The organism is Streptomyces sp. NPDC002671, from assembly GCF_053592475.1.
In genome coordinates, this window is the sequence record NZ_JBSFVU010000014.1 from 165,861 (window position 1) to 182,932 (window position 17,072).

The 17,072-nt window shown below is 70.1% G+C and carries 14 protein-coding genes; 6 read left to right on the forward strand and 8 right to left on the reverse strand.

The features are described 5' to 3' along the window. Positions 1–97 precede the first annotated feature (97 nt). Complete coding sequence (locus tag ACWD35_RS22895) at positions 98–1,960, reverse strand: M1 family aminopeptidase (protein WP_451353131.1); 1,863 nt, start codon at positions 1,958–1,960, stop codon at positions 98–100. Between the two features lie 290 nt (positions 1,961–2,250). Then, a complete protein-coding gene (locus ACWD35_RS22900; RefSeq protein ID WP_451353132.1) occupies positions 2,251–2,904 on the reverse strand; it encodes a maltokinase N-terminal cap-like domain-containing protein in 654 nt (217 codons plus the stop codon). A 344-nt stretch (positions 2,905–3,248) separates the two neighbouring features. On the opposite strand from ACWD35_RS22900, the gene ACWD35_RS22905 reads away from it, so the two are divergent. The 3 genes from ACWD35_RS22905 (at position 3,249) to ACWD35_RS22915 (ending at position 5,441) form a co-directional block, all read left to right on the forward strand. Next, positions 3,249–4,067 (forward strand): hypothetical protein, encoded by an 819-nt coding sequence (locus tag ACWD35_RS22905; RefSeq protein WP_451353133.1) that lies wholly within the window; start codon positions 3,249–3,251, stop codon positions 4,065–4,067. A gap of 29 nt (positions 4,068–4,096) precedes the next feature. Then, positions 4,097–4,285, forward strand: coding sequence for a hypothetical protein (locus tag ACWD35_RS22910; protein ID WP_451353134.1), 189 nt, complete (start codon positions 4,097–4,099; stop codon positions 4,283–4,285). A 244-nt stretch (positions 4,286–4,529) separates the two neighbouring features. Then, entirely contained in the window at positions 4,530–5,441 is a 912-nt protein-coding gene (locus tag ACWD35_RS22915) for an SGNH/GDSL hydrolase family protein (RefSeq protein WP_451353135.1), read from the forward strand. Between the two features lie 56 nt (positions 5,442–5,497). Here ACWD35_RS22915 and pgm read toward each other — a convergent pair whose 3' ends face one another. After that, positions 5,498–7,138: a phosphoglucomutase (alpha-D-glucose-1,6-bisphosphate-dependent) gene (gene pgm / locus ACWD35_RS22920; protein ID WP_451353136.1), complete on the reverse strand. Its 1,641-nt coding sequence runs from the start codon at positions 7,136–7,138 to the stop codon at positions 5,498–5,500. Between the two features lie 244 nt (positions 7,139–7,382). After that, on the reverse strand, positions 7,383–8,237 hold the full coding sequence (locus ACWD35_RS22925; protein ID WP_451353137.1) for a chitosanase: 855 nt from the start codon (positions 8,235–8,237) through the stop codon (positions 7,383–7,385). A 280-nt stretch (positions 8,238–8,517) separates the two neighbouring features. Between ACWD35_RS22925 and mgrA the strand changes: the two genes are divergently transcribed. Next, positions 8,518–9,561 carry an L-glyceraldehyde 3-phosphate reductase gene (gene mgrA, locus ACWD35_RS22930; protein ID WP_451353138.1) on the forward strand — a complete coding sequence of 348 codons (1,044 nt, stop codon included), beginning with the start codon at positions 8,518–8,520 and terminating at the stop codon, positions 9,559–9,561. A gap of 159 nt (positions 9,562–9,720) precedes the next feature. Further along, positions 9,721–9,900, forward strand: coding sequence for a hypothetical protein (locus ACWD35_RS22935; protein ID WP_451353139.1), 180 nt, complete (start codon positions 9,721–9,723; stop codon positions 9,898–9,900). An 81-nt stretch (positions 9,901–9,981) separates the two neighbouring features. Here the strand turns inward: ACWD35_RS22935 and ACWD35_RS22940 are convergent, their stop codons facing one another. The 3 genes from ACWD35_RS22940 to ACWD35_RS22950 form a co-directional block, all read right to left on the reverse strand. Further along, positions 9,982–11,004 carry an MASE1 domain-containing protein gene (locus tag ACWD35_RS22940; RefSeq protein ID WP_451353140.1) on the reverse strand — a complete coding sequence of 341 codons (1,023 nt, stop codon included), beginning with the start codon at positions 11,002–11,004 and terminating at the stop codon, positions 9,982–9,984. Positions 11,005–11,063: 59 nt separating this feature from the next. After that, on the reverse strand, positions 11,064–11,894 hold the full coding sequence (locus tag ACWD35_RS22945) for a PP2C family protein-serine/threonine phosphatase (protein WP_451353141.1): 831 nt from the start codon (positions 11,892–11,894) through the stop codon (positions 11,064–11,066). A 166-nt stretch (positions 11,895–12,060) separates the two neighbouring features. After that, the gene (locus tag ACWD35_RS22950; protein ID WP_451353142.1) at positions 12,061–13,269 is read right to left on the reverse strand and encodes a hypothetical protein; all 1,209 of its coding nucleotides are present in this window, start codon (positions 13,267–13,269) and stop codon (positions 12,061–12,063) included. A gap of 266 nt (positions 13,270–13,535) precedes the next feature. Between ACWD35_RS22950 and ACWD35_RS22955 the strand changes: the two genes are divergently transcribed. Further along, on the forward strand, positions 13,536–14,990 hold the full coding sequence (locus ACWD35_RS22955; protein ID WP_451353143.1) for a glyceraldehyde-3-phosphate dehydrogenase: 1,455 nt from the start codon (positions 13,536–13,538) through the stop codon (positions 14,988–14,990). 75 nt (positions 14,991–15,065) lie between these two features. Here ACWD35_RS22955 and ACWD35_RS22960 read toward each other — a convergent pair whose 3' ends face one another. Next, entirely contained in the window at positions 15,066–17,003 is a 1,938-nt protein-coding gene (locus ACWD35_RS22960; protein ID WP_451353144.1) for a collagenase, read from the reverse strand. Between the last annotated feature and the right edge of the window lie 69 nt (positions 17,004–17,072).

Consider the following 17,072-nt stretch of genomic DNA (forward strand, 5'->3'; position numbering starts at 1 on the left):
GACCCGCAGTCGGGCGGTACCGCACTCCGGGTACCGCCCAACGTAGCCCTGTCCGGCCAGGTTTGACCCGAATGGGCGAGCCCGGCCGGGGGCCGGGTCAGCCGTCGATGCGGTGCTGGGTCCAGAAGGACGTCAGGTCGGTCGTGGTGGCGGCCTGGGCCGCCGCCTTGAACTCGGCCGTGGTCGACACGCCGTACCAGTGGGCGGTCGCGTAGTCCTTCATCAGCTTGGTCATGGCGGTGTCACCGATGAGCCGCCGCAGGTCGTGCAGGGCACACTTGCCGTAGCCGTAGACCACGGTGGAGTAGCGGGAGGAGTTCGCGTCCCAGTAGGCCATCGAGTTGGTGATCTTCTCCGCGCTGGAGGCCCAGGACACGCTGCTCCAGCAGTTGGTGCCGGTCTTGCCGAGCGCGAGGTCGGTCGCGTAGTCGGTGAACGCCTCGTCCAGCCAGGGGCTGTTGTACTCGTCGTCACCGACGATGCCGTACCACCACTGGTGGCCGATCTCGTGGGTGAGCGCGGTGGTGCTGACCAGGTCGAGGACGAAGCCGGGGTACTCCATGCCGCCGAACCAGAAGTTGTTGTCGATCACCGCGTCCAGTTCGCCGTACGGGTAGGCGCCGAACCGGGCCGCGTGGGCGTCCACGGCGGACTTGGCCGTGCTGAGCATGGACTGGGCGCTGCTGGAGCTGATGCCCGAGACGGAGTACACGTTCACCGCGACGCCGGCGGTCGAGGTGCCGGAGATCTTGGTGAAGGGCCCGGCGGCCCAGGCGAAGTCACGGACCTTGGCGGCGGTCGCGGTCGTGATCGTACGGCCGCTGGAGCCGGGGGTGTCCGTGGAGGTGCCGGTGGCCGGGACCAGCAGGCTGCTGGGGTGGTCCAGGGTCACCTTGAAGTCGGCGGCCAGGGAGTAGAACGACTCGCCGTTGTTGGTGTACGGGTCCAGGTGCCAGCCCGAGCCGTCGCGGACCGCGAGGACGGGCAGGGCGTTGCCGATGAAGCTGAAGGAACCGTCGTGCCCGAACCGGTCGGCGCCGCTGGGCACGGTGATGCCGAGGTCGAAGCCGATCGTGGCGCTCTGGCCCTGGGCGAGGGGCGTCGACAGGTCGATCTTGAGGGCGGTGCAGTCCACGGAGAGGGCGCCGGCACTCCCGCCGGTGACGTTCGTGACCGTGATCGGCATCGCCGCGCAGGTGCCGTGGTAGTTGTCCCACAGCCGCAGGTACACCTCGCTGAGCGCGGTGGATGAGGCGTTGGTGAAGGACACGCTCTCGTGCCCGTTCCAACTGGTCCCGCTGCTGTCGCTGCTCAGGTTGACGGTGTACGACGGGCTGGCCGGGGTGCGGACGGAGTCCGAGGGCGGCGGAGTGGTGCCGCCGGAGGTGTCGAGGGCGATGTCGTCCAGCACGAAGCTCGTCTGGAGGCTGTAGTCCTCGGTTCCCGTGAAGGACAGGTTGACGGTCTGGCCGGCGAACGCCGACACGTCGACCGACTTCTTGACGTACCCGGTGTTCGCATTGAGGTTCGAGTACGTCGCGAGGGTCGTCGTGCCGATCTTCGCCGTCAGTTTGTCGTAGGCGACGGACGAGGTCGTCTCGTCGGTGTCGATGTGCATCCAGTAGGTGAGGGTGGCGGTGCTGCATCCGCTCGGGATCGTGACGCTCTGCGTCAGGGTGTCCGTGTGGGTGCTGCCCACGCCGTCCAGCCAGGCGTAGGAGCTGCCGCCGTGGGCGGTCTGTCCGGTCCGGCTGGTGATCACGGTGGACGAGGACTGCGTCCAGGGCGAAGTGCCGCTCTCGAAGCCGCCGTTGGTGACCACCTGAGCCGGAGTGCAGGCGGCGGCCACGGGTGCCGTCGCGGGCTGGGCGGCGGCGGGGGTGCCGGGGAGAGAGAGGGCGGCCAGCGCGGCGACGGTGAGGGCACCGGCACCGAGGGCCTTGTGGGGGATCGATCTCAACGCTGCTCCTTTACGGAGGCCGGGGTTCCGGCCTGCTCGACGGCCGCCGGCCGGCGGGGTGCGCCGGGGCGGCCTCGGACGGGGTCGCGCGATCGCTGTACGTGAGGTGCGCCGCGCCCTGATGGGGTCGGGGACACGGCTGCCGAAAGAGTGACAGATTTGACCAGGGCATGCCAGAAGATAAGGGGAAGTGAGGGCCGGTGCTCCTGATGCACCGGCCCTGCGCGTGACGGATCAGCCGTAGCGGATCTGTCGTTGTGGATCAGTCGTTGTGGATCTGTCGTTGTGGATCAGTCGTTGTGGATCACGATGAACATCGCCCGCAGACGGCCGCCGTCGGGCCCGGGCCAGCCGCCCGTCACGTGTCCGGCAGCCCCCTGCGGCGGCAGCGGCGCGTTCTCGGGGACGGGACGCAGGACCCGGTGCACCTGGAGGGTCGCACCCCCGGGCAGGGGCAGGCGTGTGCCCTCCGAGTCGTCGACGGGCTCGGGGGAGAAGCCGGCCAGGGAGAAGGGGGTGCCGGTATGGGAGCGGGTGACCTCCCGGTCGGGCGTGTCACTGAGGCTCTGGGCCTGCGCCTCGGCCCGGCCCTCGATCAAGGACAGCAACTCGGCGACCAGGACCGGGTCGTGGCAGCCGTCGTAGGCCCAGCGCTTGCCCAGCACACCGTGCTCCATCGCGCCGACGAGGGCACGCTCGGCCCCCTCCAGCGGCGCGCCGCGGTAGGTGAGCGGCACCAGGTAGGCCGTCCGCTCCGGGTCGGTCGTGTCGGTGGCCACCATGAACTCCATCCCGACCTCGCCCTCCGGGTCGTCCAGCCGGAAGCCGCCGGTCTTGTCCAGCACCGGCGCCGGTCCGCCCCGGTACCAGGGGCGGGTGGGCAGCCATTCGGCGAGCAGTTCGACCTTGGTCGGCTGGAGGGTGGTGTGATGGATCAGGGCCATGCCGGAGCTACTCCCCCGTTGCGTCGGACGTTGACCCTTGCACTTTTTCACATCGCCGACGCCGGTCATCCGCCCGCACGAGCGGCAGTATCGCTCACGTTGAGTGATGAACATATCACTCATAAAGGTGAATAGGCGGGCGTAGCCAGCAGATCGAACATACGGTCTTACTTGCTCGGCGTCTTCGGCGAGCAGGAATTGCCTGTCTCCGGCTTGCGGACCGCTGTCCTGTACGAGCGGACCACCGCGCCGGCACGGAAAGGAAAGAGGCGAGTTCGATGTTGCTGGCCCAGGTCGGTCTTGTATCCGAAACGAACCAGATAACCGACGCGCAGCTCAGTCGTGTGACGGCCGCGCTGCAGAAGCAGGTCACCCGGGACTTCGGCCCACTCTGGAACGTCTCCGCGACCGTGGACGCGTTCGACCGGCTGGAGGACGTCCCCGTCGGGTACTGGCCGGTCATCGTGGCCGACGACATCAATGAGCCGGCCGGTGTCGACGGAATCCACCTCGATGAGCACGGACAACCGTTCGCCCTCGTCCAGTACAGCGACAGCTGGTCGCTCACGGCGAGTCACGAGGTTCTCGAAATGCTGGCCGACCCGGCCGGCAACAGGCTGATGGCAGGCCACTCCCCCAAGCAGGACCAGGGAGTAGTCGAATTCCTGGTCGAGGTGGCCGATCCTCCGGAGGACCCGCAGTTCGGCTACACCGTGAACGGATTCCTCGTCTCGGACTTCATCACGCCGCACTTCTACGATCCGGTGACGGCCGACGGTGTCCGGTACAGCTTCGGGGGCAACATCAAGGAGCCCCGCTCGATCCGCGAGGGCGGGTACATCACCTGGCTCGACCGCACGACCAATCTCTGGTGGCAGCAGGTCTGGTTCGGCACGTCCAAGCCCGTGTTCCGCAACCTGGGCCGCATGACGAACCGAAGCGGCAGTATCCGGTCCGCCATCGATGCCAAAACGGAGACGGCTCGCCGCATCGCCCAGGCCGGACCGCAGTCCCTCAAGTTCGCCGACGCCCGGACACTGACCGCGCAGATCAAGCAGACCACTGCCTCGCGGGCGCAGGGCTGGCGGGACCAGATCGAGGCCCTGAAGGCAGGCAAGATCGTCGAGGCTTCCTGGGAGGGCGGCGAGGAGGAGAATGAGTAGTGCGCCATCCCCGGAACGGGAGGACTGCCATGGGCGAAGCAGACGAAAAGGCGAGAAGGGCTCGCGCGGCCAAGCTGCATCAGCAGATCGAGAGGATGAAGGCGGGGGCGTCGGAGCCACGGCAGCCCCGCACGGATGAACCATCCGACGGCGAGAGCATGCGCGAGTGGACCCAGCGACGCATGCGCGAGCGCGAGGCCGCCGAACCGGACGAGTAGACGGAACGGAATCAGCAGAAGGCCTTGGGCCGACGGTGAGACACCGCGACCCAAGGCCTTCGAACGTGTCGGGAGCCGGGTGAACGCCCCGGTCGAGGACGACGGTTGCGGCGCCGAGCCGCCGGGCACCGGCCGCGTGCACGTACAGCGGGATCAACTCATGGGTTCCCGCTTCTGGTCGGCGAGACCTACCGGGCGGTATACAGACCCAGTTGATGTCCCGGCCTGAGGGGGAGGATTCTTGGTGAACGAGACACGTTCGGAGAGCGGTTCGGGACGGCCGCGACGGGCCGCCGTACTCGGGGCCGCGCTGGGCGGCTGCGCGCTGGTCGCCGGTGTCACGACGCCGGCCGTCGCGCACCCCGGCCCCGGGCACGACCGCACCTACGCCGCCCTCGGCGACTCCTACACCGCGGGCCCGGCCATCCCCGGGCAGGTGGACGCCAACTGTGCGCGCTCCGACCACAATTACCCCTCCCTCGTGGCGGCGCAGCGGCAGGTGACGGCGTTCGCGGACGTGAGCTGCAGTGGGGCCACGACCGACGACATGTGGCAGGCGCAGGGCACCAACAAGCCCCAGCTCGACGCGCTGGACCGGAACACGGACCTGGTGACCGTCCAGATCGGCGGCAACGACGTCGGCTTCGGCTCGATCATCGGCACCTGCGCCCGCCTGTCCGTCCAGGACCCGGCCGGCAACCCCTGCGAACGGTCCTACAACGCCTCCGGTTACGACCAGTTGTCGCTCACGATCGCCAAGACCGCCCCGAAGGTCGACCGGGTGCTGCGCGCGGTGCACGCCAGGGCGCCGCACGCCCGCATCCTCGTGGTCGGCTACCCGGACCTGCTGCCCGACGACGGCGTCGGCTGCTTCCCGGCGGTGCCGTTCGCGCAGGGGGACTTCCCCTATCTGCGGGACACCGAGAAGCGGCTGAACCTGATGCTGCGGCTGGTCGCCGCCTGGAACCGGGCCGAGTACGTCGACACCTACGGGCCCACGGTCGGCCACGACATGTGCAAGGCGCCCGCCGACCGCTGGATCGAGCCGCTGCGGCCGGCCGCACCCGCGGCCCCCGCGCACCCCAACGCCCGGGGCGAGGAGGCCATGGCGCGGGCCGTGCTGGACCGGCTGGACGAGGGCCGCGGACGGGACTGAGCCGTACGGCTACGGCGGCCTCCGCGCAGACGTCGCGGAGGCCGCCGTACCGTGCGTCAGCCGCCGAGCGCGCCGAGGACGACGCCCTTGGCCTCCTCCTGGACCCGGACGAGGTGGTCGGCGCCGAGGAACGACTCGGCGTACACCTTGTAGACGTCTTCGGTGCCCGAAGGCCGGGCGGCGAACCAGGCGTTGGCCGTGGTGACCTTGATGCCACCGATCGCGGCACCGTTGCCGGGCGCCTCGGTGAGCACGGCCGTGACGGCTTCCCCGGCCAGCGTGTCGGCCGTGACCTGCGCCGGGGACAGCTTGGCCAACAGCGCCTTCTGCTCGCGGGTGGCGGGGGCGTCGATCCGGGCGTACGCGGGCTCGCCGAAGCGGCCGGCCAGCTCGGCGTAGTGCTGGGACGGGGTCCGGTCGGTGACGGCGGTGATCTCGGAGGCGAGCAGGGCGAGGATGATGCCGTCCTTGTCCGTGGTCCACACCGAGCCGTCCCGGCGCAGGAAGGAGGCGCCGGCCGACTCCTCGCCGCCGAACCCGAGGGCGCCGCTGACCAGTCCGTCCACGAACCACTTGAACCCGACCGGTACTTCGACGAGTTGGCGGTTCAGGTCGGCGGCGACCCGGTCGATCATCGTGGAGGAGACGAGCGTCTTGCCGATGCTCGCGTCGGCGGGCCACTGCTCGCGGTGCCGGTAGAGGTAGGAGATGGCGACCGCGAGGTAGTGGTTGGGGTTCATCAGGCCCGCGTCCGGGGTGACGATGCCGTGCCGGTCGGCGTCGGCGTCGTTGCCGGTGGCGATGCGGAATCTGTCGCGCTGCTCGATGAGGGAGGCCATGGCGTACGGCGACGAACAGTCCATGCGGATCTGGCCGTCCCAGTCCAGCGTCATGAACCGCCAGGTGGGGTCGGTGTACGGGTTGACCACCGTCAGGTCGATGCCGTGCTGTTCGGCGATGCGCCCCCAGTAGGCGACGGACGCGCCGCCGAGCGGGTCGGCGCCGATCCGGATCCCGGCCGCGCGGACGGCATCGAGATCGAGCACGCTCGGCAGATCGCCGACGTAGCTGCCGAGGAAGTCGTACCGCTGGGTCGTGTCCGCGGCGAGCGCGCGGGCGTAGGGCACCCGGCGTACGTCCTTCAGGCCGCCCGCGATGATCTGGTTGGCCCGGTCCTGGATCCAGGAGGTCGCGTCGGAGGCCGCGGGTCCGCCGCTGGGCGGGTTGTACTTGAAGCCGCCGTCCGCGGGCGGGTTGTGCGAGGGCGTGACGACCACCCCGTCCGCGAGGCCGGAGGCGCGGCCCCGGTTGTGCGTGAGGATGGCGTGCGAGACCGCGGGGGTGGGCGTGTAGCCGTCCTCGGTGTCGATGAGCACGGTCACTTCGTTGGCGGCGAACACCTCCAGCGCGGTGACCTTCGCCGGTTCGGAGAGGGCGTGCGTGTCGGCGCCCAGGAAGAGGGGGCCGTCAGTGCCCTGGGCGGCGCGGTACTCGCAGATGGCCTGGCTGGTGGCGGCGATGTGGTCCTCGTTGAAGGCGCTCGCCAGGGACGAGCCCCGGTGCCCCGACGTGCCGAACGCCACCCGCTGCGCCGGGTCCGCCGGGTCGGGGTGCAGCGCGTAGTACGCCGTGACCAGCCGCGCCACGTCGACAAGGTCCCCGGGACCGGCCGGCCGGCCGGCTCGCTCGTGCGGCATGAGTCCGTTCCTTCGCATCGGTGTGGGCGAAACACTCGGCGCCCATCCTTCCTCGTCGGGTGCCCTGCGTGCGAGTGCGCCCCACCAGGCACGACGGCGGCGGTCGTGCTGTTCCTCGTGTGGTTCGCCCGCTGCCGGCTCAACGCCGGCCTCCTGGCCGCCGGGCTGCGCGCCGGTGTCCCGGGTACCGCGCCCGACGGCCTTCCGCAGGCTTCCTGGCCCGCGCTGGCCCGCGCCGCGCGGCTCAGCCGATGTGGTAACTGTCCCCGTACACCTTCCAGTCCAGCGGCGTCCTCAGGTCGAGGTTGCCCTTGCGCAGGAAGACCCGCTGTTCGGTGTCGACGCGGCTGGTGTCGCTGTGGGCCTCCTCCTGCTTCATGGCCCACACCCGGGCGTCGAGGAAGGCGTTGAGGTACGTCGTCTCCTTGCCGCCCTGGGCCGGCGGCTTGGCGCTGCGCAGCGCCCGCTTGCGGATGTTGCGGAAGCTGGTGGGGTCGTCGCCGTCGCCGTGCATGACGATGGCGTCGTAGTAGCAGAACTGGCCGAGGGCGCGCAGGCCGTCCGTCTTGCCCTGGGCGACCGCGGGGTTGAAGTAGACGCGGTCGCGCTCGTCGTTCTGGGCCCGCTGGAACGCGGTGTCCTGGGCTGCCCTGCGCCAGTCCCGGGGGAAGTCCGGGTCGAGGCCCCTGTGGGAGTCCGTGCCGTTGACCCTGCGCAGGGCGGGCAGGTACTTGGCGAGGACGTTGCCGGGTTTGCGGTCGGTGTAGAGCTGGACGAGGTCGAGCATGTCGCCGGTGCCGGAGCAGAACCCGATGATGCCGGCGGTGTAGCCGCGGCCGTCGCCGATGTCCTCGATGTACTTGTACTGGGCCTTCCAGTCGAGCGACGAGTTCTCCGCGCTCGACACGAGCTGCATGGCGATCTCCTTCTTCGCCGGGTCGTCCAGGCCCGGCGCGGCCGAGGGCGCCGCGGCGACGCGCTGGACGCCGAGCAGGGCGCCGGAGGCGACGGCGCCGAACACGGCGACGACGGCCCTGCGGGAGACGTGGGCGGGCGCTGCCGTTTCGCGGCCTGCTGTTTCATGGTCTGCGTGCACCACGGGGACTCCAAGTCGGGGTGGGGGGTGGGGAGTTGGTTCGCAACCAGCTTCGATAGGAAAGTTTCCTATCAAACACGGGAGGCACCGGTAACCCGTCCCGCTGGAACTTCGTACGATTACACAGCACCGCTTCGCGCGACCCCGCCCTCGGCGATTCAGAAGCCACGGCACTGAATGCCATGAAGGGCATCGGTTGGACTTACGAATCATGGAGGCGCAGGGTGGAGACGCCCCGTCGCACACGACGGGCACCCCTACAGCACCACCCGGAGAAGACCCGATGACCCACGTCGCGGACCCCGAACGCTACAACGGCACCATGCGCTACCGGCGCACCGGCCGCTCGGGACTGGACCTCCCCGTCCTGTCCCTGGGCTACTGGCACAACTTCGGCGACGACCGGCCGTTCGAGACCCAGCGCGAGATCGCCCTGCGCGCCTTCGACCTCGGGATCACCCACCACGACCTGGCAAACAACTACGGTCCGCCGTACGGCTCGGCGGAGATCAACTTCGGGCGGCTGCTGAAGCAGGACCTCGCGCCGTACCGGGACGAGCTGGTGATCTCCACCAAGGCCGGCTGGGACATGTGGCCGGGCCCCTACGGGCAGGGCGGCGGCTCCCGGAAGTACGTGCTCGCGTCGCTGGACCAGTCGCTGCGCCGCATGGGCGTGGACTACGTGGACATCTTCTACTCGCACCGGCTGGACACGAGCACGCCCCTGGAGGAGACGATGGGCGCGCTCGACACCGCCGTCCGCCAGGGCAAGGCGCTGTACGTGGGCATCTCCTCCTACGACACCGAGCGCACCCGGCAGGCCGCCGCCATCCTCCGCGACCTGGGCACCCCCATGCTGATCCACCAGCCGTCGTACAGCATGCTCAACCGCTGGATCGAGACCGACGGCCTGCTGGACGCGGCCCAGGAGGAGGGCTTCGGTGTCATCGGCTTCACCGCGCTCGCCCAGGGGCTGCTCACCGGCCGCTACCTCGACGGCGTGCCCCAGGACTCGCGGGCCGCGCAGGGGACGTCGCTCGACGCCTCGTTGCTGACGGAGGACATGCTGCACCGGCTGCGCGCCCTGAACGACATCGCGGCCCGGCGCGGGCAGACCCTGGCCCAGCTGGCGCTGGCCTGGGCGCTGCGCGACCAGCGGGTCACCTCGCTGGTGATCGGCGCCTCCCGCGTCGAGCAGCTGGAGCAGAACGTCGCGGCGCTGGAGAACCTCGACTTCAGCGACGAGGAGCTGGCCGAGATCGACAAGCACGCCACCGACGGCGGCGTCGACCTGTGGCGGGACGCACGGCTGGGCAATCTCGGCTGAGACCGCCGGGAAGCGGCACCGAGTGGCACTCGGTGACAGTCGCCACTGACAAACGGAACAAAGCGGGACATAATCAATGACATCTGGACAGCGTTGTCCACCTGTGATGTCCCCGCGACGACCCGCGACGTCCTGCGATTCCAAGGAGCCACTCACCGTATGGCACACGGAGCCCACCGCAGTCCTCTTCAGCCTCCCCACCCGGACCTGACGCTCGCGCGCAACTGCGACCACTGCCTCGGCTGGGGAACCGTCGTCACCCGCGACGGGGAACACGCGCTGTGTCACACGTGCCAGCCCGATCCCGGTGATGCCGAGGACAGCTCCCTCTGCGCCTGAGCAGCAGCCCCGAGCGCGCCCCCCTGACCCACCACGGGCAGGGGGGCGCGCCGTTTCGGCGTAACGGCGGGCGTACGCCGGCTAGTCCGGGACGGGTCCGCCCGGCCCGGCGGGCCGGGGCCGGTCGCCGGTGTCCCGGTGCTGCTTGAGCTGCGGCGGGGCGTCGCCCGTGGTCAGGTGTTCCAGCACCTCGACCAGTTCCTGGCAGGCCTGTTCCACCGAGCGCCGGGTGTTGCGCTGTTCGGTGATCACGGCGGACAGCAGCAGCGCGGTCAGGGCCATGGCGCCGTTGAAGGCCTGGAGTTTCGCCATGATCTCGATCCGGGTCAGCTCCGCGAAGGCCCCGGCGCCGTCCGTCGCGGCGACGGTGGCCAGCACCGACGCCACCAGCGCGCAGAGCGTGCTGCCCACCAGTTCGAAGCGCAGGGCGGCCCAGATGATCAGCGGGTACACGAGGAAGAGCAGGCTGAGCGAGCTGTAGACGGCCAGCGGTACGAGGAAGCAGGCGACCACGGCCAGCGCGGTCGCCTCCTTCCAGCGGCGCCACGGTGGGGGCCAGCGGGCCCGGTGCAGCAGGAGCAGGAACGGGGTGACGATCAGGACGCCCATCGCGTCGCCCACCCACCAGGCCAGCCAGATCGGCCAGAAGCTGCGCGCGGGCAGCTTGTCGGCGGCGAGGAGCAGTCCGACGCCGGCGGTCGAGCTGATCGTCGTCGCGGCCAGCGCGCCGAGGAACACCAGGGCGAGGCCGTCCCGCAGCCGGCTGAGGTCGGTGCGGAAGTGGGCGCGGCGCAGCAGCAGTACAGCGCACAGCGGCGCGACGGTGTTGCCGACGAGAATGCCGATCACATCGACGTGGGGGGTGTTGATGGACCAGACGACGAGGAACGCGCCGAGCGTGATGCCGGGCCAGCAGCGCAGCCCGAGGATCAGCAGGGCGGCGACGGCGACGCCGGTCGGCGGCCAGATGGGGGTGACGACCGCGCCCTCGACGGTGAGGCGGCGCAGCAGCCCGAGCCGGCCGGCCCCGTAGTAGCAGGCCGCGACGGCCAGTACCTGGACGGCGTAGCCGCCCGGCCGGCGCAGTTCCTGGATACCCACCACAGCAGCAATTCGACACCGAAGGCCGGACGGCGGCGAGGCGAGCGGCGTCCCGTCCGGCCCTACGGCTGAACGCCGGGCTCGTCGAGGCCCACGACGAGCACGGCGGCGTCGTCCTCGTGGCCCACTCTCTCCGCACCCTTGATCACTGCGGCGGCCAGTGACTGCGGCTCCAGGCCGGCGACGGCGGCGATGCCCGCGAGCCGCACCACGTGGTCGAGCCCCTCCTCGATGCTCAGCGAGGGCCCCTCCACCACGCCGTCGGTGAGCAACACGAACATTCCGCCGGTGGTGAGCCGGTGCCGGGTGACCGGGTACTGCACGCCGTGCTGGATGCCGAGCGGCGGTCCGCCTTCGTCGTCGACGACGCCGGACTTGCCGTCGGCCGTGGCCCAGACGAAGGGGATGTGCCCGGCCCGCGCGCTCTCCAGATGGCCCGTGGCGGGGTCGATCCGCATGAAGGTGCAGGTGGCGAAGAGCTCGCTGCCCAAGGAGAGCAGCAGGTCGTTGGTGCGGCCGAGGAGTTCCCCCGGCTCGCTGGCGACGGAGGCGAGCGCGCGCAGTCCGGCCCGGACCTGGCCCATGAAGGCGGCGGCCTCGATGTTGTGGCCCTGGACGTCGCCGATGGTCAGCCCGATGCGGCCGTCGGGCATGGGGAAGGCGTCGTACCAGTCGCCGCCCACGTTGAGGCCGTAGCAGGCGGGCGCGTAGCGGACGGCCAGGTGCAGGCCGGGGACGGCAGGCAGGTCCCGGGGCAGCATGCCGCGCTGCAGGGCGATGGCCAGCTCGACCTGGGTGCGCTGCAGCTCCGCGCGCTCGCGTGCCTGGGCGGTGAGCGACCCGAGTCTGGCCAGCAGCTCGTCGCCTTGGTCGGTGGAGCGCTTGCGGGGCATCGATCACTTCCGGCGGGGCGGTCGCCGTTGCGGGCGACCGCCTGGATTTCCAGGCAAACGCCTAGATTTTACCGTTATAGGACGATCCTGCCCCAGGGGCGGCCGGAGGGCCGATGTACCCGGCCGTCACCCGCAAGGCGTACGCCACCGGAAACGAGCGCCCGGCTCACAGCGGGGAGTGGGCCACCACCGTCACATAGGCCCCGAACAGCAGGGAGACGACGGTCAGCGCGGCTCCGACGATGAGGACCTGGGCCGGCCGTGCCCGGAAGGTGTGGGTCAGGGCGCGCGCGGGCGGGATCAGCAGCGGGAAGTCCGGCAGCAGGAAGCGCGGCTTGGACGAGAAGGAACCGGAGCCGCCGACCACGAGCAGGATCAGGACTCCGGCGAAGACGACCAGGACCAGCGGGGCGCGGTCCAGGCAGAGCAGCACGAACAGCAGGACGCCGGCCGCGACGATCGCCAGGGCCGCGGGATAGACGAAGCCGCCGCCGTGCAGGAGCAGCGCCCGCAGGAAGCGCAGGGAACCGGCGCCGAAGTCGAAGCGCGAGTCCCAGGCGCCCTGAACCTTGAAATAGCCGCCGACCAGGTCGCCGGTGCGGTGCCCGACCCACAGCACATAGCCGAGCCAGCCCAGCGGGGCGAGCAGGGCCCCGATCCACAGGGCCACCGGGACCCGGCCGCGCATGCGCAGCGCCTCGTGCGCGGCGGCGACGCCCACGGCGACCGCGACGGCGAAGCCGGTCGGCCGGGCGAGGCCCGCCAGCGCGCCCAGCGCGCCCGCCCACAGCCAGCGGCCCTTGAGTACGCAGTACAGGGACCAGACGGCGAGCGCGGCGAACAGTGACTCGGTGTAGGCGATGGTCAGCTCGATGGCGTGCGGCTGGACGGCCCACAGGGCGACCAGCGCGGTGGCGACGCCCCGCCCGTACAGCAGGTGGCCGATGGCGTAGATGCCGTAGGCCGCCACACCTGCCGCGGCCCAGGCGATGAGCATCGCGGCCTGTCCGGGGGTGAGCGGCAGCAGCAGGGTCAGGGCGCGGATGAGCCCCGGGTAGAGCGGAAAGAACGCCCAGTCGGTCTGGACGGCGCCCTTCGGGGTGATCAGGATGAGGTGGCCGTAGCCGTGGGTCGCGATGTGCAGGTACCAGCGGGAGTCCCAGGAGTGGGCGAGGCTCTTGACCAGCGGGTGTCCGGCGAGGTGGTTGGTGATGACGACGGCGAGGAGCCCCGTGAGCCGGACGGCCGCGAACAGGGCGAGGGCCGGCAGGGCGCCGGGCGGGATGCGGTGCCGGGCGGCCAGGGACAGGGTCGGACGGTCGAGGGATCCGGTGGGTGCGGCCCGCTCGGGCCTGGGTACAGAGGACGTGCTCACCCCACGACCTTGATCACAACGCGTACGGGCACGCAATCGGCGACCCGGGTTTCTTACACTCTTCCACCCTGATTCAGGAATTGCTCGAATAAAGGGCGCGAATCGGACGCCGAACCGGGGGCCGAACGAGGTTCCGAACCGGGTATCGAACCCGGCGCCAAATGCGGACCAATCACCACGCCCGGCACCCCTGTGAGGAGCCCCATGAAGGGTCGCCGTAGGGTGTGGTTACCATATGAGCGCTGCCTAGCTCGAAAGATAGATCTGTGACTGTCAACGACGACTCGTTCACCAACTGGAAGACCCGCGAGGAGATCGCGGAGTCGATGATCCCGCTCATCGGGAAGCTGCACCGCGAGCGGGACGTGACCGTCCTGCTGCACAGCCGCTCCTTGGTGAACAAGTCGGTGGTCAGCATCCTGAAGACGCACCGGTTCGCCCGGCAGATCGCCGGCGAGGAGCTGTCGGTCACCGAGACCATGCCTTTCCTTCAGGCGCTGACCGCGCTCGACCTCGGGCCCTCCCAGATCGACCTCGGCATGCTGGCCACGACGTACCAGGCCGACGACCGCGGCCTGAGCGTGGCGGAGTTCACCGCCGAGGCCGTCGCGGGTGCCACCGGGGCGAACAAGATCGACCGCCGCGAGCCGCGCGATGTCGTCCTCTACGGCTTCGGCCGCATCGGCCGGCTCGTCGCCCGCCTGCTGATCGAGAAGGCCGGCTCCGGCAACGGACTGCGCCTGCGCGCCATCGTCGTCCGCGGTGGCGGCGGTCGGGCCGACGAGGATCTCGTCAAGCGCGCCTCGCTGCTGCGCCGCGACTCCATCCACGGCCAGTTCAACGGCACCATCACCGTGGACGAGGACACCAGCACGATCGTCGCCAACGGCAACGCGATCAAGGTGATCTACGCCGACGACCCGACGTCCGTGGACTACACCGAGTACGGCATCCGGGACGCCATCCTCATCGACAACACCGGCAAGTGGCGCGACCGCGAGGGCCTGTCCAAGCACCTGCGCCCCGGCATCGAGAAGGTCGTCCTGACCGCGCCGGGCAAGGGCGACGTCCCGAACATCGTGCACGGCGTCAACCACGACACGATCAAGCCGGACGAGCAGATCCTGTCCTGCGCCTCCTGCACCACCAACGCGATCGTCCCGCCGCTGAAGGCGATGGACGACGAATACGGCGTGCTGCGCGGCCACGTGGAGACCGTCCACTCGTTCACCAACGACCAGAACCTGCTGGACAACTACCACAAGTCCGAGCGCCGTGGCCGCTCCGCGCCGCTCAACATGGTCATCACCGAGACCGGTGCCGCCTCCGCCGTCGCCAAGGCGCTGCCCGACCTCAAGGCGCCGATCAGCGGCAGCTCGATCCGCGTCCCCGTGCCGGACGTCTCGATCGCGATCCTCAACCTGCAGCTGGCCCGCGAGGCCACCCGCGAGGAGGTCCACGACTACCTGCGTGAGGTGTCGCTGACCTCGCCGCTCAAGCGCCAGATCGACTTCACCACGGCGCCCGACGCGGTCTCCAGCGACTTCATCGGCTCGCGCCACGCCTCGATCGTGGACGCCGGCGCGCTCAAGGTCGACGGCGACAACGCGATCCTCTACCTCTGGTACGACAACGAGTTCGGCTACTCCTGCCAGGTCGTCCGCGTCGTCCAGTACGTCTCGGGCGTCGAGTACCCGACCTACCCGGCGACCGCCGTCTGACGGGTGTCGCTGTAGGCGTACGGCCGCCGACCGGGGTTCCGGTCGGCGGCCGTCGTGCTGCCGGGACGCGTGCGGTCAGGCCTTCTTCACGGGCGTGGCGCAGGCGCCCGCGGCACACGCCGTGAGCCACTGGTCGAAGTCGGCGTCGTAGCGGGTGCCGATGCCGTCGTTGTAGACGGCGTACCCGCCGGCGTAGTCACCGGCGCGGAAGCGGGCCAGCATGCGCTGGAGGTCGTCGGGGTGCCGCTCGGCCATGTAACGCACGGCCAGGTAGCCCCACGGGTAGGTGCGGACCACGTCGCTGTTGTCGTACGTGCTCTGGAACAGGGTGCTCAGCCGGTACGTGTGCTTGCCGGCCTCCTGGATCGCCTGGTCGTCGGCGAGGCCCCGGTAGCCGTAGGAGACGTACTCGGCGACGCCCTCGATCCACCAGATGTCCGGCACCGAGATCTGCTGGCCGAAATCGCCCTTCATGTCGTCACGGCCGTCGAGGAAGTGCGTGTACTCGTGGTTCAGGTTCCAGATCCGGGCCGTGAATCCATCGTCGTAGTTCTTCTGGTACATGATCGACATCGGCTGGTTGGCCGGGTCCGAGGGGTTTCCGTCCAGGGTCATGCCGCCGTTGTCGGTGCTGATGCCGTACATCGCGCCCGCGTAGGTCTGGTAGTCGGCGCGGCTGGCGTAGACGACGAGCTGGAGGGTCGAGACGTACTGGCCGGGTATCGCGCCGTCGGCCTTCACCAGGGAGCGGAAGTAGGCGTCCTGGTGCAGCACGCTGGCGCAGGCGGCGTCGAGGTCGGCGGCGGTGAGGGCCTGGGCGTGGATGCTGATGTTCGCGTCGCAGGGATGGGTGATCGGCAGAACGGCCTTGGTGAGCTTGCCGGGCAGGTCGCAGACGTCGTAGTACGCGCAGTCGGCGCTGTCGTAGTAGCTCGCCTGCGTGGCCACGGCGACCCACAGTCCGGCCGTGGGTCCGGTCATCGCCGTCCGGTCCAGCACCTCCTTGGTCAACGGCCGGACGGTGTCCCGCAGTTCCGGGTGCTCGACGTAACGGGCCAGGTTCTGCCCGGCGTTGGAGTCCAGGAAGGCCAGGTTGGTGCCGAGCTGGTCGGTGTGGGCGAGCGCGAAGTCGTGCAGGGTGCCGATGATGCTCGGGTCGGCCGCGACCGCCTGCACGTACGCCGGGTTCCAGTTGCCGCGCCACAGCGGCGTGTAGACGTCGTTGACGGCCCGGACCATGCTGTCGACGGTGTCGTAGGAGCTGTTGTAGCCACCGAGCAGTCGCCGGTAGACGGAGAGATAGCGGCCCTGCTGGTCGGCGCTGTCGGTGAGGATGACGGTCTCGCCGAGGACGTCACCGTTCGCGGCCGTCACGTCCGCGGAGTGGGAGCGGGCGAAGAAGGTGTCCAGGCCGCCCGTGACGGCGGTGGTCAGGCGCGAGGTGTACGAGCCCACGTCGCCGGGGTGGTTGAACTGCACGTAGTAGCCGGCCCGCAGGAACAGCACGAGTTGCAGCAGGCTGCCGGAGTTGTCGCCCTGGTACCGCCCGGCGGTGCGCGTGTACGCGTTCGCGACGGACACCATCTGCGACTGCCGGAAGATGTCGTGCGCGTCCTGGCCGGTGACCGAGAAGAGGGTGTTGACGCAGTCCGTGGTCGAGGACTTCACGAAGTAGACGAGGGCGGAGCCGGTACGGCTGCCGAAGTCGGCCGGGGTGCAGGAGGCAGCCCCCGCCCCGTGCCGCGCCACCGTGCTCCTGGTGCTCGACAGGGGCACCCGGGGCGGGAGTTCGGCCGGGTTGAGCCTGCGGGCCTGGGCCGCGGGGTGCTCGGTGACGGCCGTGGTCGCACCGGTGGGCGACGGCACGGAGGTGTGGCTGCGGGGCGTGGCGGCCTCCGGGCCGGCGTGAGCCTGGGGTGCTGCCAGCGCGGGCGTCGACAGCAGGCCGGCGACGGTGACGCAGACGGCGGCGGCACCGGCCACGCGTCTGGGCAGCGCGAAGCGATAGCGCATCTGGATTCCTCCACGAAGGGATGCGCCTCTGTGGGGTGTTGAGGCGTGTGAGGAACTGTCCCAGCGCAC

Bases quoted from the DNA above. Each gene is read 5' to 3' on its own strand.
- ACWD35_RS22960 (WP_451353144.1), bottom strand. From the start codon at position 17,003: ATGCGCTATCGCTTCGCGCTGCCCAGACGCGTGGCCGGTGCCGCCGCC.
- ACWD35_RS22900 (WP_451353132.1), bottom strand. From the start codon at position 2,904: ATGGCCCTGATCCATCACACCACCCTCCAGCCGACCAAGGTCGAACTG.
- pgm (WP_451353136.1), bottom strand. From the start codon at position 7,138: ATGCCGCACGAGCGAGCCGGCCGGCCGGCCGGTCCCGGGGACCTTGTC.
- ACWD35_RS22910 (WP_451353134.1), top strand. From the start codon at position 4,097: ATGGGCGAAGCAGACGAAAAGGCGAGAAGGGCTCGCGCGGCCAAGCTG.
- mgrA (WP_451353138.1), top strand. From the start codon at position 8,518: ATGACCCACGTCGCGGACCCCGAACGCTACAACGGCACCATGCGCTAC.
- ACWD35_RS22935 (WP_451353139.1), top strand. From the start codon at position 9,721: ATGGCACACGGAGCCCACCGCAGTCCTCTTCAGCCTCCCCACCCGGAC.
- ACWD35_RS22945 (WP_451353141.1), bottom strand. From the start codon at position 11,894: ATGCCCCGCAAGCGCTCCACCGACCAAGGCGACGAGCTGCTGGCCAGA.